The 20,518-nt window shown below is 61.0% G+C and carries 18 protein-coding genes; 5 read left to right on the top strand and 13 right to left on the bottom strand.

The annotated features are described in order from the left end of the window. Window positions 1-30: 30 nt before the first annotated feature. A complete protein-coding gene (locus LC094_RS15685; protein ID WP_226553738.1) occupies window positions 31-2,103 on the top strand; it encodes a TonB-dependent receptor domain-containing protein in 2,073 nt (690 codons plus the stop codon). Between the two features lie 90 nt (window positions 2,104-2,193). Here the strand turns inward: LC094_RS15685 and LC094_RS15680 are convergent, their stop codons facing one another. Beyond that, on the bottom strand, window positions 2,194-3,357 hold the full coding sequence (locus tag LC094_RS15680) for an S-(hydroxymethyl)glutathione dehydrogenase/class III alcohol dehydrogenase (RefSeq protein WP_226553737.1): 1,164 nt from the start codon (window positions 3,355-3,357) through the stop codon (window positions 2,194-2,196). 32 nt (window positions 3,358-3,389) lie between these two features. Here LC094_RS15680 and LC094_RS15675 point away from each other — a divergent pair, with 32 nt between their 5' ends. Then, window positions 3,390-4,502 carry a GlxA family transcriptional regulator gene (locus LC094_RS15675; RefSeq protein ID WP_226553736.1) on the top strand — a complete coding sequence of 371 codons (1,113 nt, stop codon included), beginning with the start codon at window positions 3,390-3,392 and terminating at the stop codon, window positions 4,500-4,502. A 10-nt stretch (window positions 4,503-4,512) separates the two neighbouring features. On the opposite strand, the gene LC094_RS15670 is transcribed toward LC094_RS15675, so the two are convergent. The 6 genes from LC094_RS15670 to LC094_RS15645 are packed head-to-tail and all read right to left on the bottom strand — an operon-like array spanning window position 4,513 to window position 10,428. Beyond that, the gene (locus tag LC094_RS15670; RefSeq protein ID WP_226553735.1) at window positions 4,513-5,160 is read right to left on the bottom strand and encodes a DUF1826 domain-containing protein; all 648 of its coding nucleotides are present in this window, start codon (window positions 5,158-5,160) and stop codon (window positions 4,513-4,515) included. A gap of 29 nt (window positions 5,161-5,189) precedes the next feature. Next, window positions 5,190-5,663 carry a phosphoribosyl-AMP cyclohydrolase gene (locus LC094_RS15665; RefSeq protein WP_226553734.1) on the bottom strand — a complete coding sequence of 158 codons (474 nt, stop codon included), beginning with the start codon at window positions 5,661-5,663 and terminating at the stop codon, window positions 5,190-5,192. 26 nt (window positions 5,664-5,689) lie between these two features. Further along, on the bottom strand, window positions 5,690-6,100 hold the full coding sequence (locus LC094_RS15660) for a Zn-ribbon domain-containing OB-fold protein (protein ID WP_226553733.1): 411 nt from the start codon (window positions 6,098-6,100) through the stop codon (window positions 5,690-5,692). A gap of 1 nt (window position 6,101) precedes the next feature. After that, the gene (locus tag LC094_RS15655; RefSeq protein WP_226553732.1) at window positions 6,102-7,280 is read right to left on the bottom strand and encodes a thiolase domain-containing protein; all 1,179 of its coding nucleotides are present in this window, start codon (window positions 7,278-7,280) and stop codon (window positions 6,102-6,104) included. After that, window positions 7,277-9,223, bottom strand: coding sequence for a threonine--tRNA ligase (gene thrS, locus LC094_RS15650; protein WP_226553731.1), 1,947 nt, complete (start codon window positions 9,221-9,223; stop codon window positions 7,277-7,279). Before thrS ends, LC094_RS15655 begins: the two co-directional genes overlap by 4 nt. A gap of 56 nt (window positions 9,224-9,279) precedes the next feature. Further along, window positions 9,280-10,428: a CobW family GTP-binding protein gene (locus LC094_RS15645; protein WP_226553730.1), complete on the bottom strand. Its 1,149-nt coding sequence runs from the start codon at window positions 10,426-10,428 to the stop codon at window positions 9,280-9,282. An 88-nt stretch (window positions 10,429-10,516) separates the two neighbouring features. Here LC094_RS15645 and hisI point away from each other — a divergent pair, with 88 nt between their 5' ends. Next, on the top strand, window positions 10,517-10,990 hold the full coding sequence (gene hisI / locus LC094_RS15640) for a phosphoribosyl-AMP cyclohydrolase (protein ID WP_404815028.1): 474 nt from the start codon (window positions 10,517-10,519) through the stop codon (window positions 10,988-10,990). 7 nt (window positions 10,991-10,997) lie between these two features. On the opposite strand, the gene LC094_RS15635 is transcribed toward hisI, so the two are convergent. Beyond that, the gene (locus tag LC094_RS15635) at window positions 10,998-12,752 is read right to left on the bottom strand and encodes an ABC transporter ATP-binding protein (RefSeq protein WP_226553729.1); all 1,755 of its coding nucleotides are present in this window, start codon (window positions 12,750-12,752) and stop codon (window positions 10,998-11,000) included. Between the two features lie 343 nt (window positions 12,753-13,095). Next, window positions 13,096-13,950, bottom strand: coding sequence for a DUF4394 domain-containing protein (locus LC094_RS15630; RefSeq protein WP_226553728.1), 855 nt, complete (start codon window positions 13,948-13,950; stop codon window positions 13,096-13,098). A gap of 133 nt (window positions 13,951-14,083) precedes the next feature. On the opposite strand from LC094_RS15630, the gene LC094_RS15625 reads away from it, so the two are divergent. Continuing rightward, on the top strand, window positions 14,084-14,665 hold the full coding sequence (locus LC094_RS15625; protein WP_226553727.1) for a sigma-70 family RNA polymerase sigma factor: 582 nt from the start codon (window positions 14,084-14,086) through the stop codon (window positions 14,663-14,665). After that, complete coding sequence (locus LC094_RS15620) at window positions 14,662-15,354, top strand: anti-sigma factor (RefSeq protein WP_226553726.1); 693 nt, start codon at window positions 14,662-14,664, stop codon at window positions 15,352-15,354. Before LC094_RS15625 ends, LC094_RS15620 begins: the two co-directional genes overlap by 4 nt. Window positions 15,355-15,527: 173 nt before the next feature. On the opposite strand, the gene LC094_RS15615 is transcribed toward LC094_RS15620, so the two are convergent. The 4 genes from LC094_RS15615 to LC094_RS15600 form a co-directional block, all read right to left on the bottom strand. Beyond that, complete coding sequence (locus tag LC094_RS15615; RefSeq protein WP_226553725.1) at window positions 15,528-16,937, bottom strand: PepSY-associated TM helix domain-containing protein; 1,410 nt, start codon at window positions 16,935-16,937, stop codon at window positions 15,528-15,530. Between the two features lie 713 nt (window positions 16,938-17,650). Further along, window positions 17,651-18,640, bottom strand: a complete 990-nt coding sequence (locus tag LC094_RS15610; protein WP_226553724.1) for an LLM class flavin-dependent oxidoreductase — start codon at window positions 18,638-18,640, stop codon at window positions 17,651-17,653. Continuing rightward, entirely contained in the window at window positions 18,637-19,413 is a 777-nt protein-coding gene (locus tag LC094_RS15605) for an ABC transporter ATP-binding protein (RefSeq protein WP_226553723.1), read from the bottom strand. The genes LC094_RS15610 and LC094_RS15605 overlap by 4 nt, the downstream gene beginning before the upstream one ends. Next, window positions 19,410-20,465: a FecCD family ABC transporter permease gene (locus LC094_RS15600; RefSeq protein WP_226553722.1), complete on the bottom strand. Its 1,056-nt coding sequence runs from the start codon at window positions 20,463-20,465 to the stop codon at window positions 19,410-19,412. The genes LC094_RS15605 and LC094_RS15600 overlap by 4 nt, the downstream gene beginning before the upstream one ends. Between the last annotated feature and the right edge of the window lie 53 nt (window positions 20,466-20,518).

Genomic DNA, 20,518 nt, shown 5'->3' with positions numbered 1-20,518 from the left:
TGACCAGATACCATTCCCAGAGGGACACACATGACCACTCACAACACGGTAAAAACGGTGCGCCTTGGCGCGACCGCTCTCTTGATGAGCACCATCTCGACCCTGGCCTATGCTCAGGATGACATTCTAACGCTCGATACGATCATCGTCGAAGGCGCCCAAAATGTAACGCAAGCGGCCAATACCTATACGTTCGACCCCGAAGCCTTGCCGGTTCCCGCAGGCCTTGATGGTGGCGCGCTTTTGTCTTCCGTTCCCGGCGTTTCTGGTCGGCGGATGGGCGCACATGGCATCGACATCATCATGCGCGGCATGCAAAAGAACCAGCTCAACGTGATCGACGCCGGCGGCTTTACCTATGGCGGCTGTCCAAGCCGAATGGATCCGCCAACCTCGATCGCGGCGTTCTATCGTGCCGACAAGGTGATCGTCGAAAAAGGCTACACCAGCGTGACAAACGGGCCGGGTGGTTCTGGCGGCACAGTACGGCTTGAACGCGAGGCGCCGGAGTTCGCGCCCGGCAAGGTCTTCACCGGCTCTCTGAGCACTGGCGCGAATTCGAACGGCAATGGCTACGGTATCGCAGGGACGGTCTCCGCCGATCTGGGCCATGGCTTCTATGCTGAGTTTGCCGGTGAGCGCAAAAGCTCGGATGATTACGAAGACGGCAATGGCAACGAGGTGCGCAGCGGCTTTACGCAAAAAAGTGCGGGCGTTACCTTTGGCTATGCAAATGACGGTGTCGATCTTGCACTCGACATCGAGAAGGACCGTGCCGAAGACGTCAAATTTGCCGGGACGCAAATGGACAGCCCGCTGTCCGAAACCATGACCTACCGTCTGCGCGGCGGTGTCGATGTTGATGCAAGCCGACTGACCCGGATCGAAGGCGTGCTCTACAGTTCAAATGTCGATCACACGATGGACAACTATACCCTGCGCACCCCTGCGGCGATGAACATGCTCTCGCCGACAACCTCCGATACCGTGGGGGGCAGCCTTGAAGGCCATCTCGATTTCGGGACGACCACCGCCCGGATCGGTGTGGATTATCAGGCCAACACGCGCCGTGCGCTTGGCTATTCCAGCATGGTCGGCATGCCGATCAACCTCAACAGCCCCTCGTCGCTCAGCTGGCCTGATGTCACAATTGCGCAGCTTGGGGTTTTCGGGGAAACCGAAACGACACTCAGCGCGCACTCCACGCTGAAGCTTGGCCTGCGCTACGACCATGTCAAAGCGCGTGCCGATGAGGCGGATGTGGCCGTCGGGTCGTCTTCGACCAAGGCCAATGATTATTACCAGATGGTCTATGGCACCGATTTCACCGAGGATAAAACCGAGGACAATTTTGGCGGTCTCATCCGCTACGAACATCACCTGTCTTCGGGCACGATGCTTTTCGCCGGCCTGTCCCGGTCCGTGCGCACCGCCGACGCAAACGAGCGTGCGTTTTCCCGTGGCATGAACGGGGTGCCCTCCTATGTGGGCAATCCGGACATTGACCCGGAAAAACACACCCAGCTCGATTTCGGGCTGGAAACCCAAACGGAGACCTACAGCCTGACCGCCACGGTGTTTTACGACCGGGTCAACGACTATATTCTTGAGGAGAAAACCGCGTGGCCCGGGTCGATGAGCGGGGTAACAACCTATCGCAATATCGACGCAGACCTGGCGGGCGTTGAACTGTCCGGCAGCTGGACCTTCGGACAGGTGATCCTTGCGGGGGATATGAGCTACACCTACGGGGCCAACAAGACCGATGGCGGTGCTTTGGGACAAATTCCGCCGCTGCAAGGCACGCTGAGCGCGACCTATGATGCCGATCTCTGGCAGGCGGGCGCGCGCCTCAACTGGGCGTCGAAACAGGATCGTATCTACACCGTACTCGATGCGGGCGAGACCCCGGGCTATGCGACTCTCGATCTGTTCGGGTCCTATGCGCTGAATGACAGCGTCACGCTTGTGGCAGGAATAGATAACGTTTTTGACAAGTCCTATGCGACCCACCTCAACCGCTCGAACAGCTATGACACCTCCGTTGAGCGCGTCAACGAACCGGGGCGCAATGTCTACCTGACGATGCAGGTGCAGTTCTAATCCTTGCGGGCGCGCCAGTCTCTGGCGCGCCCTGTTCCTTTTTGCCTGACCCGCAGGTCAGATCCCGCAGGTCAGATTACGCGGGCCAGATTACGCGGGCACGATGACGCCCGGCAAATCATTGGCCAGCATCGTTTCACCCGGCTGGAAGTGGATCACGGAGCGGATCGACTTCCCGGCATGCAACAGATCGAAGGCGGTGTTGATCTGATCATGGGTCATATTGTGGGTGATATAGGGATCGACATCGAAATCGCCACGCAACCATTCATCGACCATTCCCGGCAACTGACTCCGGCCCAAAACGCCACCAAAGGCCGACCCGCGCCAGACGCGTCCCGTGACAAGCTGGAACGGACGGGTGGCAATTTCTTCACCGGCACCTGCGACGCCGATCACCGTGCATTCGCCCCAACCTTTGTGGCAACACTCCAGCGCCGAGCGCATGACATTGACGTTGCCGATGCACTCAAAGGAATAATCCACGCCGCCATCGGTCATCTCGATGATGATGTCCTGAATCGGCTTGGAGAAATCCGCCGGGTTGATGCATTCGGTGGCGCCGAGGCTCCGGGCCAGTTCGAATTTGTTCGGGTTGGTGTCGATGCCGATGATGCGCGACGCGCCTTGCATCTTGGCGCCCTGAATGACGGCCATGCCCACAGCCCCCAAACCGAAAACGGCGACCGTCGCCCCCGCTTCGACCTTGGCGGTGTTGCGCACCGCACCCATGCCGGTCGGGATCGCACAGCCCATGACCGAAGCCTTCGCAAGCGGCGCCTCTTTCGAGATTTTCGCAAGCGCAATCTCCGGCAAAACCGTGTATTCGGCGAAGGTCGAGGTGCCCATATAGTGATGGATCATCTTGCCCTTATAGCTGAATCGCGAGGTGCCATCGGGCATGACGCCCTGGCCTTGGGTCTTGCGGATGGTCTGGCAGAGGTTGGTTTTGCCGGATTTGATATAGGGACAGTTCGGGTCTTCTGGCGTGTAAAGCGGGATGACGTGATCGCCCGGTTTCACCGAGGTGACCCCCGGCCCAAGCTCTTCGACAATGCCGACGGCCTCATGGCCCAGCACCGCCGGGAACAGACCCTCGGGATCGGCGCCCGACAGGGTGAACATGTCGGTGTGGCACAGGCTGGTGGTGACGATGCGGATGAGGACTTCGCCTTCCTTGGGGCCGTCCAGATCGATCTCTTCGATTTCGAGCGGACGGTTGGCTTCCCAAGCAACGGCAGCGCGGATTTTCATGGCTGTTCTCTCTGTTAATCTGTGATCCCGAGATGTTACAGTATCACCTCGGGCGGTCCAGCGATCTGACCCCGCCCATTTGGCCAAACACCGGGCCGTACTGGCCACATCCGGGGAACCACGACACGATGCCGACAGATCACGACCTTGCCCCCGGGATGAACCAGCGACGACAGGTGACACTGATTGTTTACCCCGGCTTCAAGACCTTGGAGGCAACAGGCCCTCTGAGCGTTCTAAGCTATGCGTCGCAGCATCTTGCCGCCGCCGGGCATACGGGCGGCTATGATGTCACCATCGCGGCCCCTACCGCTGGCCCGATCCCCTCCGACACTCTGATGACGCTGGGCGCCACGGTCGCCCTCGACGACCTCGGCACCCCAGAAACGGTCCTGATCGCAGGCGCGGCCAAGATCGAAGAGGTGCTGCGCAATGAAGACAGGCTGGTGGCCTGGTGCCGCGAAAATGGGCGCGACGTCACGCGCTGCGCGGCCTTATGCACCGGCTCTTTCTTTCTGGCCGAGGCCGGTCTTTTGGAGGGCCAGAGTGCCGCGACCCATTGGAACTATGCCGACAGGCTGCGCCAACGGTTTCCAAAGCTGCAGGTGGACCCCGATGCGATCTTTGTGCAGGCGGGCAATTTCTGGACCTCCGCCGGTGTGACGGCGGCGATTGACCTGACCCTGGCCTTTGTCGAACAGGACTACGGGCGCGACATCGCCCTGGCCGTGGCGCGAGACATGGTGATGTACCTCAAACGACCGGGCGGGCAATCTCAGTTCAGCACCTTGCTGGCCGGGCAAATGTCGGGGACAAGCCGGATGAGCGATGTGTTGAACTGGATGAGCGAGCGGCTGGATCAGCCTCTGACACTCGATGAAATTGCCCGCGCGCAGGGCATGAGCGTGCGCAGCCTGTCGCGGGCGTTCACGTCGGAATTCGGCGCCTCACCGATGACCATGCTGGAAGGCCTGCGCTGTGACCGCGCCAAGGCCTTGCTGCTCGACACCGACCTGCCGCTGAAAAGCGTGGCGTATAAGGCCGGGTTCCAGTCGGACGAACAGATGCGCAAAGCCTTTCGCCGCCGCTTCTCCCTCTCACCGCGCGACTATCGCGCCCGGTTTGCAACGGCAGGGTCCGAATAGCTCTAGCGCCTCAATGCAGGTAAGCGCCCTCTGCCTCCTCCGCTGGATCCGCCACCGGGTCAAGCACCAAAAGGAGCCGCGTCTCCCCGGTTCCGGCAATCGGCGGCGAGCGATGCAACAGGCTTGAGAGCGGCGTCTCAGGCCAGCGCGTCCCCCGCAAGACAATCGGTGCGCCGGTCGGCACCGTGACGATGTCCACAGGATCTTGGCCATTCTCCGACAGACCGTATTGCGTGCCTGTCCCGCGATAGGTGCAGACCAGCCGGGCTGTCACGGCGTCGATGTGGAACTTGCGACAGGCATTTGTGTCCACGACATCAAGCCGCAGCCGCAGGTATTCGGCCTGCATGACATTGGCAAAAATCGCCGCCAGCGCAGAGGCATCTTCGATCAGCATGTCGCGCTCCGGGCACTCCGGTGTCCCGCACTGGCATGCCACGTGCATCAGCGCATCACAGACCACATCGGACCGCAAGATCAGGCGTGCCTTAGGTAACTGCTCCGGCGGCAAGGCCTCGATCCAGTTTTGAAAACGCGGCAGCGGATTGCGTTCCCAGATCGCCGCCGCGCAGGCCGGTTCGTGAATGTCCAAAAGGCCTTTAGGTGTTGAGACGACCGAGGTGCAATCGGTGAGATTGTCGCTGATTTCAAGGAACATCCGGGCACTCTTTTCTGATATTTGGAGGGTTACGGTTGGTAGGGCAAAGACGAATGGTGCAGCACGATGCGCATCTTGCCGGCCGCATCCTTTTTGTAGCCAAAGCTCTTGTCGACGGTGGTGACCGATCCGTCCTTATTCGTCAGTTTGATCCAGCCCATCCACATGGCGACATCGCCCTGAATGAAGCTGGCCGAGGTGATCCGCTCCATCGCGCGCCAGCCCATGATCGCAAAGCCATTGTCGAGCGGGTACTCTTCGGAATGGCCACAGAAATAGGCCAAAGCGCCCGCTTTCGTCGGGCGAAACGTCTGCGCTCCGCTGGCCATCGTCGGTTTGAACATCACCGGGCCAAGGTTATAGCCGTAGTACTCATCGAGATTGGCGGAGGCCACCTCGCGTGCCGCGTCGATACCGCCCTCTTCGAAAGCTTTCGAGATGGCGATCTTGCCCTCGCCCCAGGTGATGAGAGCGTTTTCGATGTCGTCTTGGGTGATCTGCATGGGATAGTCCTCTGTGTGATCTTGTTTCAATCGGTCGCAACCGTGGTAAACATGGGGACACGTCTGCCGTTTGCGCAAGGCTCAAAGACGACGTGGACCCTTTGCCCGATCTTTGCCGCGGACAGGTCGCACCGGGTCAGCGCGCTCAGGAAGATCGGGCCTTCTGTGAGGGCAATGTAAGCGATGCAATGCACCGCGCCCTGACGTTTCGAGACGCTGAGCGCATAAATTTCCCCTGTGCCCTCCGCCTCGATCCAATCGGTATCGTCCCGCCCGGTGAAGGGACTGATCGTGCGCGGCGGGTGAAAGGCCTTGCCCGTGCCGAGGCAGCGTTTCAACACCAGCCGCCCCTCATCGGCGGCGTCCCAATAGGCAGCAGTCTCTGCGGTCGGCTCCGGCGCGGTGATGGGATTTTGTTCAGGCATCTCAGCGGACATCTCAAACCCTCTCAAGAACAAGCGTGGCACTGCCGTGTCGTGATCCAAGTTGCCCGCCCGTGCCATGGGCCAGTGCCAAATGACAATCGGGCACCTGAACAGCGGGATGGGCCTCACCACGCAACTGGCGCACCGCTTCGATCAGCTTGGTCATGCCGCCGCGATTGCCGGGATGATTGCTGCACAGCCCGCCCCCATCGGTGTTGACCGGCAGACGTCCTACCCCCGCAATCAGGTTGCCCTCCGCCACGAAACGCCCACCCTGTCCCGGCGCGCAGAACCCGAGGTTTTCAAGCTGCACCAGAACGGTGATCGTAAAGCTGTCGTAGATCGAGGCATATTGGATGTCCTGCGGCGTGACGCCCGCCTGCGCAAAGGCTGCTGCGCCGGATTTCACGCCGCCCGAGGCCAGAATGTCGAAATAGCCGCCATTGAGATGCTTGACGGTGAACCCCGCGCCGATGGGGGTGATTTTGGGCCGATCCAAGTCGCGTGCCACGTCCGGGTGCACGACAACCAGCGCCCCGCCACCATCGCTGATCACACAGCAATCCAACCGGTGCAGCGGCGTCGCCACGATGGGGGAGGTCAGCACATCTTCGACCGTCACCACCTTGGGCAGGACGGCGTTGGGATTGTACTGCGCGTGATGCGAAGCGGCGACCTTGATCCAGGCCAGTTGCTCCGGCGTGGTGCCGTGTTCGTGCATATGACGGGCGGCCACCATACCGTACATGTTGGTGACCACCGGGCCATAGGGCAATTCGAACTGGGCCTCATACGCGCTTTGCGTCTGTTCGCTGTGCATCTGCGCGGGGGATTTACGCTCCGCGCGCGGGCGACCGGCCTGCGTGATCAGCGCCACGCGGCATTTACCCGCCTCGATGGCCTGCACGGCATGGGCGACGTGGTTGATATAGGCCGACCCCCAGCTTTCGGTGGTGTCGAGATGGCGCAGGTTCAGTCCCAGATATTCGACCATCGAAAACGGCCCGCATCCGGGCGCGTCCCAGCCCGCTACATCACCGTCACAGAAGTACCCGTCCACATCCGCAAGGCTCAACCCGGCATCCGCCAGCGCCCCCGCCGCCACTTCGGCATGCAGTTGCGCCAATGGAATGTCGATCGCATCCCGTGTCGGATGCTCATAGGCCCCAACGATAAAAGCTTTGTTCTTCATGGTTTCCCCACGCAAAGACTGTGGCCCGTCACCCCCGGCACCCGTGCCTCCGCAACCAGCAGCTGAAGCGCCTCCTCCAGTGGCAAAGACTGCGTCTTGTCCGTGCCGTGACGGCGGATCGAGACGCTGCGCGCTTCGGCTTCACGGGCACCAAGGGCGATCTGAACCGGGATTTTTTGCAGCGCGTGTTCGCGCACCTTGTACCCGATCTTCTCGTTGCGCAGGTCGGTCTCGGCACGCAGCCCGGCGGTTTTCAAGGCTTTCGCAACCTCCATAGCCCACTCATCCGCCGCCCCGGTGACCGTGGCGACCACAACCTGCACTGGCGCGAGCCAGAGCGGCAGGTGCCCGGCATAATGCTCGATCAGAATGCCCGTGAAGCGTTCAAGCGACCCGAACAGCGCACGGTGCAGCATGACCGGCACCATTTTGTCCCCCGAAGGCGCGACATAGGTTGTCCCGAACCGTTCCGGCAGGTTGAAATCCACCTGCAACGTGCCGCATTGCCAGTCACGCCCAATGGCGTCGCGCAGGACATATTCCAGCTTCGGCCCATAAAACGCGCCTTCGCCCTCGAAAATCGTATAGGGATGCCCCGCCTGATCCAGCGCGGCGCGCAACGCCGCTTCGGAGCGATCCCAGCTTTCATCACTGCCGATGCGGTTCTCGGGCCGGGTGGAAAGCTTGATCCGCACATCCTCGAACCCGAAGTCGCGGTAGATCGACAGCACCAGATCGTTGACCTTCAAACATTCCTCTGTGAGCTGTTCGGGCGTGCAATAGATATGCGCGTCATCTTGGGTAAAGCTGCGCACACGCAATAGCCCATGAAGCGCGCCCGAGGGTTCATAGCGATGCACCTTGCCGAATTCGGCCAGTTTGAGGGGCAGATCGCGGTAGCTTTTCACGCCTTGCCCGTAGATCAGCATGTGACCGGGGCAGTTCATCGGCTTCAGAGCATAGTCGCGGTCATCTTCGGTTTTGGCGAGGAACATGTTCTGGCGATAGTTCTGCCAATGGCCGGAGGTTTCCCAAAGGGCGCGGTCCATGATGTCGGGCGAATTCACCTCGATATAGCCCGCCGCCTCCTGCCGATCCCGCATGTAGCCAATCAGGGTCTGAAACAACCGCCAGCCCTTCGCATGCCAAAAGACCGAACCGGGCGCGACCTCTTCGAAGTGAAAAAGGTTCATCTCGCGCCCCAACCTGCGGTGGTCGCGTTTTTCGGCCTCGGCCATCATAGTGAGATGCGCCTCAAGGGCAGGCTTGTCGGCAAAGGCCACGCCGTAAATACGGCTGAGCATCTGGTTGTTGCTGTCGCCCCGCCAATAGGCCCCCGCTACGCGGGTCAATTTAAAGGCGCTGCCCGCATCGCCAGTGTGGCGCATATGCGGGCCACGACAGAGATCGAGCCACGCACCTTGACGGTAAATTGTCACCGGCTCACCTTCAGGGATCGCCTCCAGAAACGCCAATTTATAGGGCTCCCCTGCCGCCTCGAAATGCGCGCGCGCCGCGTCGCGGGTCCACTCCTCACAGTTGAAAGGCATTTTCGCCGCGATGATCTCGCGCATCTTCGTCTCAATCGCAGGCAGGTCCTCCGGGGTGAAGGGCGTGTCGCGCTCGAAGTCATAATAAAACCCATGCTCAATCGCCGGGCCGATGGCGGTTTTCGTGCCGGGCCAGAGCGCCTGTACGGCTTCGGCCAGCACATGGGCCAGGTCATGCCGGATCAACTCAAGCGCCGCCGGCTCATCGCGCGTGACAAGCTCCACCTCCGCCCCATCCGACAAAGGCACGGAGAGATCGGTGAGCTTGCCATCGACCCGCGCCGCCACCGTGCGTTTGGCCAGGCTTGGGCTGATGGAGGCGGCGAGATCGGCGGCGGTGCTGGCGGGCTGAAGCGAGCGGGTGGCGCCATCGGGCAGGCGAATATGGATCATTGCGGGGTCTTTCTTTGGCGGGGCGATTTGATGAGACAGGTCAGGCACGCATCGGATCAAAATGGCATCTCGAGGGTTTCGACCATCATGCCACTGGCCAGATCATGCACCGGCGCGCTCTTTGGCGGCCGCGACAGAAGCATGTTGAGACTGGCTTTGAGGTCGGCTTCCTCCATATCGCGCGCGATAACAACCACACGGCTTGTGGTGTCGGTACTGGACCAGTTTTTCAACGGCACAGGCGCGTCGAAAATATGCTGAACCCCGTGGATCACAAAGGGATAGGCCGCGCCCTCGACGTGCAGAATGCCCTTAATACGCAGGATGTTCGGCCCCCGGAGCGCGATCAATGTGTTCAGCCAAAAGTCAAAGACCGTGGCGGGAATGGGCTCTGTCACCTCAATCGAGGCCGATGCGATCCGGTGATCGTGACGGCCCTGCGCCACCGAAGGCATAGCGTTGAATGTCAGAGGAGCCGAAAGCGTGGCTTTCAGACCAGACAGCCCGGCCAGAGGGTCACGTTGCGTCGCATCCGACATGTCCCCGAGCCAGGTGTTAATCTCAGCATGCGACACACCCATGCGCATCGCGGACAGTCCGAAAAGCGCGCCGGACGGCACCTGCGCGTGGCTTGATCGGATGCGCCGGGCGGTATTGTTGATCCCCGCCAGACGCGTCTCGAACCGGATCAGATCAAAATCGTCGACCAGATCGGTTTTCGTCAGGATCAGCACATCGGCCATCGCCACCTGCTGCACCGCCTCTGGCTGTTGATCGAGCGTCTTCATGCCCGTCGCGGCATCCGCCAGCGTCACGACGCCATCCAGCCGAAAGGCCTGAGCGATCTGCCGGTCCGCGACCAGCGTGTGAATGATTGGCCCCGGATCAGCGATGCCGCTGGTTTCGATGATGACCCTGTCGAAGTGCAAATCACCCGCCGCGCGCTTCGCCTCCAGCGTCCCAAGCGTTGTCGCCAAATCGCCAAGGATCGCGCAGCACAGGCAGCCGGAGGGCAATAGCACCGTCTCCTCTGTCGCCTCCTCGATCAGATCGTGATCCAGCGCCACATCGCCGAATTCATTCATAATGACCGCAACCCGCCCCGCCTGCGGATCACGGATCAGGTGAGTCAACAGAGTTGTCTTCCCGGCGCCAAGGAAACCGGTCAGCAAGGTGACCGGAAGGCGCATGTCCTCCAATGCCATAGTGCGTGCCCTTTACAATGCGTCTGGATTTGGCCATGCGTTGTTACGTTATAACATTACTATTCGCAACAGCTGAAAAGAGACGCCGATGACACAAATGAACTTCGCCCCGCGCAAAACAATCGAACAGGTCGAAGAGAGTACCGAACTTGCCCCGAAATTCGATCACAATGGCTTACTGCCCTGCATCACCACGGATGCGGCGACCGGAGACGTTCTGATGCTGGGATGGATGACGGAGGAGGCCTTTCGGCTGACGATTGAGACCGGCGAAGCGCATTACTTTAGCCGCGCGCGACAGGTTCTTTGGCACAAGGGCGCAACCTCCGGGCTTGTGCAAAAGGTCGTCGAGGCGCGCATTGATGATGATCAGGATGCGCTTTGGCTCAGCGTTGACGTCACCGGATCGGGCGCATCCTGTCACGTGGGCTATCGGTCGTGTTTCTATCGCGCCGTGCCCCATGGCGCGCAGGCTGGAGCCCCCTTGGTGTTCGTTGAAGATCAAAAGACATTTGATCCGGTGGCCGCCTACGGAGACGCGCCGAACCCGACACAGCTTTGATACTGTCTCAACTCAAAGCCTGCCGGGCGCGCAGGGCGCGGTAGAGGCCGTCTTCGCGTGCCATGAGCTCCAAAGGCGTGCCGTCTTCGACGATCCGTCCACGATCAAAGACGAGGATGCGGTCCATCCGTTCGACCGTCGCCAATCGGTGCGCAATCACCAAAGTGGTGCGCCCCTCCATCAACCGCTCTGCGGCCTGCGCCACCTTGGCCTCGGCTTCTGAATCGAGCGACGATGTCGCCTCATCCATGATCAGAACCGGGGCGTTGGACAAAAAGGCGCGCGCGATGGCGACCCGCTGCCGCTCTCCCCCCGAAAGTTTGACGCCCCGCTCGCCCACCTTTGTGCCAAAGCCTTTGGGCAAACGCTCGATGAAATCGAGAGCCCCTGCGCGCTCAGCAGCCTCCTGGACCTCCTGCATCGATGCGCCGGGACGCGCGTAGGCGATGTTCTCGGCCAAAGAGCGGTGAAACAAAACAGGCTCTTGCGGGACAAGCGCGATGTGTTGGCGCAGCGCCTCCAAGGGGACGCGCGCGATATCGACGCCACCCAATGTGATGCTGCCGTCATTGATCTCGTGAATTCGCTGGATCAGCTTCACGAAAGTGGTTTTGCCCGAACCGGACCGCCCAACCAATCCGACTTTCTGGCCCTCAGGAATGGCAACATCCAGCTTGGTAAAAAGCGGTGTTGCAGCCCCGTCGTAGCCATAATCCACATGATCGAACGCCAATGCCGCCGCGCGGGGCGGCAAGGTAGCTTCGGGTCTTTTTGCGACAGAGGTTTCGGGGGTGACAGCCATCAGGGCCACCAGTTCCTCGGCATCGTTGACCGCCTTTTGCAGCCCGCGCACATGGTTGCCCATCTGGCGCAAATAGCCGTCGAGCATCCCGAGGGCCGAGACCACAAAGGCAATTTCGCCCGCATTGGCCAGACCACGGGTATAGGCAACAAGAGCCCCGCCCAGAACCAGCGCCCGCAAGGCCCAGATCGTCATGTCCTGCGACAGGCCGGACACTGTGCCGCGCCGCCATGTGCGTCGACTGCGATGTGCCCATTTGTCCAGAACAAGGCCCAGCCGCCGGTCTTCGCGCAGCTCGCCCGCATGGGCCCGCACAACCCCGTTGGAGGTGACCGCATCGGCCAGCGCGCCGGACACACGGCTGTCTTGCGCATTGGCCAAACGCGCCGCAGGCGCCACCCAAAACAGCGTCAACGACAGGGAGAGGGTCAGGAACACAAGCGCGCCGATCCCGGCGACCAGACCCACCTCCCAGCGAAACGCCGTCAGCGTTCCGATCGTGCCCAAAAGGATCAGCGCCGAGGGCAACAGTGCCAACAACAAAAGGTCTGCCATTTCATCCAAGGCCCAGGCCCCGCGTGTGATCTTCCGCACGGTGGAACCGGCAAAGGCATTCGCATGCCAGTCGGCGGGGAGCCGCTGAATATGGGCGAAGGCTTCGGCTTCGGCGGCGCGCATCGAAGGGATGGTCAGATCGATGATGGCAAAATAGCTTTGGATTTTGGCGAAGACGGAGAGAACACCAAACACCAAAAGCGCCCCGAAGGCGGGCCAAGGCGTCTCCGACGCGGCCACCGCATCAACGAGGCGTCCCGTGAAAACAGGTATGGAGAGATCGGAGGCCGCGGAGATCAGAACCAAGGCCAGAATGGTGACAACCTTCCCCTTTTGGCGCATCCAAAGACGGAAGGTGAACGAGAAAACACGCGCAAACGCGCTGTGAGCAGAAAAATGGATCATGATGACAATCTCACAACCGGACGGGTTGCGCCTTGCGAAGGGGTTGGAAAATGGGTCCAGCCTGGACCAGTCAATCTGTAGCTTGTGGGCGAAAGCGCCACGAAAGCGTCAGATAAGGGCTGCTCCGAAACCGGAGTTCCCCGGGAGGAAGCGATAAGCAATCGTCATGTGCGTCCTCCATGCAAGGTGTGTCGTCATGGGTGTTGTAGTTGGGGATTTTAGGGTCCGTCAAGTGCAACTTCAGGATCGACTGAGGGAAGATGCCATAGAAAAACACCCCGATCCTGAGATCGGGGTGTGCGTTTTGATCTTTGCATGACCGCAAGCGATCAGCATGATCGTTTTACATGCCTTTCGAGGCGGCAAAGCCCGTAAAGCCACCCATCCCAAGATCTCCGAGCATGGTCAGCGCGCCGGAGGAGAGGTCCACGGAATAGAGACCTGCGGAGCTTTCGCCGTCGATCTGCAAAATGGCATAGGCATGGTCCATGCCTTCCTCGGGCGACACGATATCAAAGCCGCCCCAATCGGTCACATCTACGGTCTCGCCATCGAGGGTCAGATAACCGATCGAGGTCAATTCACCTGCATTATTGGCCAGCGAAACCAGAGCGTTGGCGCGGGCATCGAGCGCAAATTGCGCCGTGGACCCGGCCGTCATGCCATTGATCGCATTGGTATAGGCATTGGCAAAAATCAGCGGCTCGGTGCCAGTGCTCATGTCCCCTTCGGCATAGAAGGTATCGGTAAAGCGACGGACGGACCCCGCACGTTCATCGCCGTCCCCGAACCCATCGGGGAAATACACAAGGTTCGCCCCATCGGCGCCCACAGCACGCACCGCGTCGATCATGTTGTTGAAGTCAAAGGCAACCGCGCCTTCACCGATCATCGCATCCTCCATGAACATCGCGCCAAGGTCCGTCAAAGCGCCCGACATCGGGTCGACCTCAAAGATCATGCCATCGGCATAGCCCAAAAGCTGTCCGGTCACGGGACGATAGGCGATGGCCCGCAGCGGCATCTCCAGATCGTGGGTCATCACCTCGCCGGGGGAGGCAATGTCGGCCATGGTCACAAGGGTTTTTCCGTCTTCGGCAAGTGCGTAGCCCATGGTGCCGACATGGTCCATGGCGAAGGTCGGCGCAGCGGTGGCAAGTGCAGCAGAGGCAGTCAGGGCAAGTTTCAGGGTGGTCATCGTGGTTTCCTTCCTATGTATTGGCCTAGGTATTGGCTTGCGTTGAGCCGAGATTTACGGATCAATCGCCTTTAACCACGGGGGGACACGGGCAAGAGTTTCAGCCCGATTGATTTTTTTTGAGGACGGCAGCGTGACAGAGGCAAAAGAGGGCGACAAAGAGGACAGCGCGCCACCGCCCCGAGACAGGGTCGAAGAGCTGATCGCGCGCGTGTCACTGGGCGAGCGGGCCGCCCTCTCCGAACTTTATGACCTGACGAGTGCGAAACTTTTCGCCGTGTCGCTGCGTGTCTTGGGGGAACGCCAGTCGGCCGAGGACGCCATGCACGACACCTATGTCAAAATCTGGAAGAACGCCGGACGCTACCGCGTGACAGGTCATTCACCGATGACATGGCTCATCACGATTGCCCGCAACACGGCGATTGATCGGCTCAGGGCACGGCGCAATCACGCCCATGTCGGCGATTACGAAGACACGCTGGCCGCGCCCAGCCAGACACCAGAGCAAGCCACCATCGTCGCCTCGGACGCCCGGCGCATCGTCGCCTGTCTCGACACCCTGCCCGAGGATCGGCGCGCCGCCATCACCGGGGCCTATCTCGACGGTCAAAGCTATGCCGAACTGGCCGAGGCCGCCAAAGTGCCGCTCAACACGATGCGCACATGGCTGCGACGCGGGTTGATCGCATTAAGGGAGTGTATGGACGGATGACCCAATCCCATGACGATGATGAGATGCTCGCCGCGGAATTGGCGCTCGGTCTGCTTGAGGGCGACGAGCGGGCCAGAGTGCAACGCCGCGCCGCCTCCGATCCCGGGTTTGCGGGGCTTGTGCGGGGGTGGGAAACACGCCTGTCCACGATGGCGGATTTGCCGCCCGTGACGGCGCCGTCTTCGGTCAAGACCGCGCTGATGGCGGATCTCTTTCCCGAGACCGTGAAGCCCCCCATCTGGAAACGGCTCGGGGTTTGGCAGGCCCTGACAGGCGGGGCGATGGCCGTCGCGCTTGTGCTCGTTCTCACACTGGCGCCGCTGCGTGGCCCCAACACGACGGGTCCGCTCTATACCGCCGAGATCACATCGGACATCGGAGATTTCCGTGTCGTCGCTGTGGTCGACAAATCCCGCCAAGAGGTCATCCTGACCCGCACCCTGGGCGGCGCTCCCGAGGGGCGTATCCTTCAGGTCTGGGCGCATGGCCCAGATGAACCGGCCCAGTCGGTCGGTCTGTGGCCTGCGGGCGAAAGTATCAGACTGCCGCTGCCGCCAGACATCGCCGCGGTGCGCGGGACGCTCACTCTGGGCGTTTCCGAAGAACCGCCCGGAGGCTCGCTGACAGGGTCGCCCTCTGGTCGCGTCTTCGGCACGGTCGACATCGCAAATGTCATGGGAGCGGGTTAAAAAATTTCAGTCGATACGCTTTCAGGCGGCACTCAATCGACGCCTTCGGCCCAAAACGGTCGTTCGTGATTGTTATCTTGCCCTTAGGTGACTGTCCCAGGCAGATAAATAGAGGGGCCAGCACCGGCCCCTCTTAAAGTATCTATTGTCTGAGCCCCATCGTACACTGGGTCTCATGCTAACTTTCTGCGACGTCCGATCGTATGAGCGACCAACTCAATCCCCAGCAGAAGCAACATCGACAGCCCCACCAGCGGGAAGAAGATCCCCGCCACAACGGCCATCCCGAGCAAAGTCCGGGGAATGCGCCAATCGGTCGGAACGGTCGGAATACCCAAGGCACCGGAGGGGCGACGTTTCCACCACATGGTTGCAGCTGACACGCAAAGCATGACCATAGCGAGACAGGAGAGCAGCAGGACGATCTGGTTCAGAAGGCCCCATTCCTGGCCCATATGGACCGAGATGCCCCATTCCGCCCAGCGACCCAGAGTGCCCAGGTCTTCGAGACCCGCGTCATAGAGCACGTCTCCCGTGTAGCGATCAAGGTGGATAACCCGCTCAAAAGTGATGTCGTCCGGATATACGGAAGCCGTGAAGACCCCGGTCGGCGTGGTCGGCACATTGATGGCATAACCCGGCACGATGCCCAGTCGCTCGACCGTGGCGATCACTGTGTCGAGGAGCGGAAGCTCGATGCCCTCCGGCATGGGGGATGTCGTCGCATGTTCACCATGGCCTGCATGAGCACCACCCTCAGGGGGCTGCGAAGACGGGATCGTCTGGCGCTCCATGATCCAGGGCGCGCGATCTACCACGTCCTGTGTGGGAACCTCGGATTGCGGTGTCTTGGACCAGTAACCATCGGGCATTCCGAGCCCAAGCGCGTAGGCTGTGTCATAGAATTTCGCCCCCCAGACGCCGGACCAAGGCAGACCCGTCATGGCAAGAAAGACGATGAATCCCCCGGTGTAGATCCCGGTGACCGCGTGCAGATCGCGCCACCAGGGACGGCCACGCTTGGCCTTTATACGTAGCGTCCCCACGGTCTTACGGCCACGCGGAAGCCACAGGTAGATGCCGCTGGCCACCAAAAGGACCATCCAGCCCGCCGCCGCCTCAATCAGGCGGTTGCCGAACCAGCCGACGTATTCCAGAGAATGCAGCTTGCGCACGACATACATCATTGGGCTGCCAGCCGCGCCGCCGTCCCAGAGCGTGCCCAGCACACGCCCATCGTAGGGATCGACGTAGATCGTGTTGCGCAGCCCATCCTCACCGACGATGTCGACCTCGGCGCTGCGGTTCGGGGCAGAGGCGGGCGTATAGGCGCGAAGCGTGCCGGGATGGGCGGCCAGTGCGGCCCCGGTGATCTGCGAGGGGGACAGGGCCACAGATTGGGCCTCCACGAAGCGCAGGTTCCGGTGCACGGTGTTGTTGATCTCGTCCTTGAAGAGATAGATTGCGCCTGTCACGGCCAGGATCAGAACGAAAGGCAGGACGATAAGCCCCGCGATGAAGTGCCAACGCCAGACGGCGCGATAGAGTGCAGCGCCTGCTGCACGATTTGGTGTGTCAGTCATTTGAACATTCCTTTGTTCCGCCTCTTGGGCGGGAACGGGCATGGGATTTGCCCCGCGCATCAGGCGACAGGGCCGTCGAATCTTTGCCAATCAGGCGATCCGCGGAGGGGCCCTTGTGGAATGATTGATGTTGCGCGCCGAGGCTGCACGTCGCAGTGGCTCTATCTGTCGCCATAGTTCATGCGGCTGGAATGCCAGGGACAGGTCAGGCGCAGTCAACTGCGGCGCGTTAGGGAGAGCGTGGCAGAACGGACAATTGGACGCGTGTTCACCATGCCCCGCATCTCTACCACAGAAATCTTCCGCCTCTAATCCGAAAACCATCGCATAGACGGCCTGGGCATTGCTGGTTCTGTTGGGGGCCATATGGGTCGCCGATACAACGCTCGTCACGGCGAGGCCGAAGCCAAGCAGCAAAGCGAAAATGGTCGAGGTCCGAACAGTCATCCACTTCATATGCCAGCAACTCTTGCAAATGTGAATAATGGGATTTGTGACGGCGCTCTCACGCAGGAAGCCGACTTTCACCCTAAGAGCAATTGAATGGCTACCCGCCCAAAATGACGGATGGCCGCATACGGCCCATTTCCGACGTTGGAAAAGCAATCCGCGAACGGCGCCTTAAAGGCCCTCCACTCCTTCGATTGATTGCGGCGAATGCCGATTTCCAACGCCCGGCCTTCCGCCGCCGGGCACCACCATCACAGATCCGATCAGCGGAAGTGGGGCAACGTACCTTTGCCAAGCAAGGTCATTTCGTTGATCGCGGCTTCATCGTCTAAAGCACCGTTCCCATTAAAGACCAACCGGATGGAGGAGATCCCGTGTTTGGCCCCGAGCGCTGCGATCTGCTCTGCACATTCGTCTGGCGTGCCGACGATCGCCTGTGTGTCACGAAAGCGATCCAGGTCTGGAGGACCTATTCGGGTGATGTCCCGGCCAGCGCGCTGCGCCGCGTCAATCCTGCGACGGTGGAAAAGATCATAGCGCTCGGTCATGAGTGCTTCCGCCGCACTCTTCGAACGCGCGACGAAAGCGAAGCGGGACAGCGAGAATTCCGCGCTGCGATCGACGAGAGAGTCGCGCTTGATGGTCTGGCTGTAGACAGCGCACTGCGCGGTTTCCGGGGGCTCCAGGCTGAGCAGGAGTGGAAGCGCGTGCTTTGCCGCGAAGCCTATGGTCTCTTCGGTAGAGCCACCAACGTAGATCGGCACGTTTTGTCCAGCCAAAAGCGGCCCGACCGGCGTGTCGGACGCAGGCCATGGGCTGTCGGCCTCTATGGTGGCGACCGAGTACAAGGCAGCGGTCAGGACGTCATAGGCGCTTTCGAACAGGCGGCGCGTGTCCTCTGGTGCAATCCCGAGGCACCGTAGAGTATCGGGATGCGTTCCCCGACCGATCCCCAAATCGAACCGCCCACCGCTTTGCCAGTGCAGTTGCGCGACCATCTCGGCCAGCATCAGCGGATGGTACAGAGGCAGGACAACGATAGACGTGCCGACGCGCAGCGCCTTGGTGCGAGCCAGCGCTGCCGAGGCCAGAAGAAGCGTAGAAGGATAGGCCTGAGGCGTGGGCTGAAAATGGAACTCGTTGAACCAGATGCCGCCAAAGCCGAGCGCGTCTGCTCTCTCGCAGACTTGCATCAGCCGTTCGTGCGGCATGTCTGGGGCGCCACGTGCGAAGCCGGCGATATCGATCCTCATGACGCCACGGCCTCGAAAGGGGCGATCACGGGTGTACCGCGCAATGTCCCGAACTCGGCCTCTACACCATAGGTCTGGCGGATGGTTTCGGCCGTCAGAGCCGTATGCCAAGGGCCTTCTGCCACCAAGCGACCCTGATGCAAAAGGGCGATCCGCGAAGAGAACCGGGCCGCCAGAGACAGGTCGTGAATCGCGACAAGTACACCGACCCCGCGTCTGCGGGCCTCGTCTGCAAGGAACCTCAGCGTGAACAACTGATTGCCAATATCGAGTGCGCTGGTTGGCTCGTCCAAGACGATCAGCGGCGTTTGCTGCGCAAGGGCACGCGCCAGCATGACGCGCTGGCGTTCGCCGCCGCTCAATGCATCCATGGTACGGAAGGCCAAATTGGTGAGGCCCAACTGCTCCAAAACCTGCTCGACGATGGCAAGATCTTCGCGGCCCGGACGGGTTCCCATGTAAGGGGTGCGTCCCAACAGACAGGTATCGAACACGCTGACGGGGAAACCGTCTGACGGGCGTTGCGGAACATAGGCGATTTCTCGTGCGCGTGCCTGTGCCGACAGAGTTCGGACATCTCGGCCGCCAAGCCGGATGTCGCCGCTGACAGGTCGTGACAGTCCCAGCATCGCCCGTACCAGCGTCGATTTGCCAGCACCGTTCGGTCCCACAAGGCCGACAATCTCTCCGGGCGAGACGGACAATGTCACACCGTCAAGTACAGTGCGTCCGCCGATACTCTGCCGGACTGCGGTGGCCTGAAGCACGGTCATGCGAAGGTCTCCCGTTTACGTGCGATGACGAGATGCAGGAACACCGGCACGCCGACAAATGCCACAACGATCCCAACTGGCAGGACCGTCGGGCTGAATGCCAGCCGCCCGACAGTGTCGGCGGCCAGAAGCAGACCCGCGCCGCAGATCGCCGCAAAGGGCAGCAGCAGGCGATGGTCACCGCCGATGATCATCCGGGCAAGGTGTGGGCCGATGAGCCCGACGAACCCGATCACACCGACAAAGCTGATGACGCCAGCAGCGGCAACGACAGACAAAAGGATCGCCGTGCCTCTTAGCCGCCGCACATTCATGCCAAGCGATTGTGCCACGTCGTCGCCGGCAACGGTCAGGGCGTTCAGTTGCCACCCCTTGGCCAGCATGACCGGCAGAATAACGGCCAGCATCGCCGCGCACAGACCGACTGCGTCCCACTGCACGCCGTTAAGGCTGCCAAAGGTCCAGTGGACCACTCTGGCAAGCTGCTCCTCAGTCGCGACGAACTGCACGGCTGCGGTCATGGCGCTAAAAAGATACATCAACGCGATGCCGGTCAGGATCATGGCCTGTGCGCCCATTCCGCGCCACCAAGCGAGAGAAAAGACACAAACCGCACAGAGCATTGCGCATGCGAAGGCTGACATCGGAACGAAGTAGACCCCGGCAGACTGCACACCGACCCCGTACATGATGGCAATGGAGGCGCCGAACCCGGCAGCCGAGGAAACGCCAATGGTGTAGGGGCTGACCAACGGGTTGCGCGTGATCGCTTGCATCAGCACCCCCGAAACCGACAAAGCGGCACCTGCAACGATCGCCATGACGACGCGTGGCAGCCGCAGATACAGCAGCACCCGAGCGGATTGTTCATCGCTCACAAGGCTAAGATGTCCGAAACTGGCCTGCTCGATCAAGACGAGCGCAAGTGTGCCGATCGTCGTCTCGTTGATGCCGCGCACGGTCACCGCCGCCGCAGCAACGATCAAGAGAATGAGAGCAGCCACCACGATGAGCGCGCGGCGACGTCCGGCGGCGCGATACGCGAGGCTCACAGCGGTAGCTGGTACGGCTGAACTATGCGGGGCGGCAGCCGAGGCCGCCCCAA

The organism is Celeribacter naphthalenivorans (assembly GCF_020524585.1).
Classification (GTDB): domain Bacteria; phylum Pseudomonadota; class Alphaproteobacteria; order Rhodobacterales; family Rhodobacteraceae; genus Celeribacter; species Celeribacter naphthalenivorans.
This window is presented reverse-complemented; position numbering and strand designations above follow the sequence as displayed.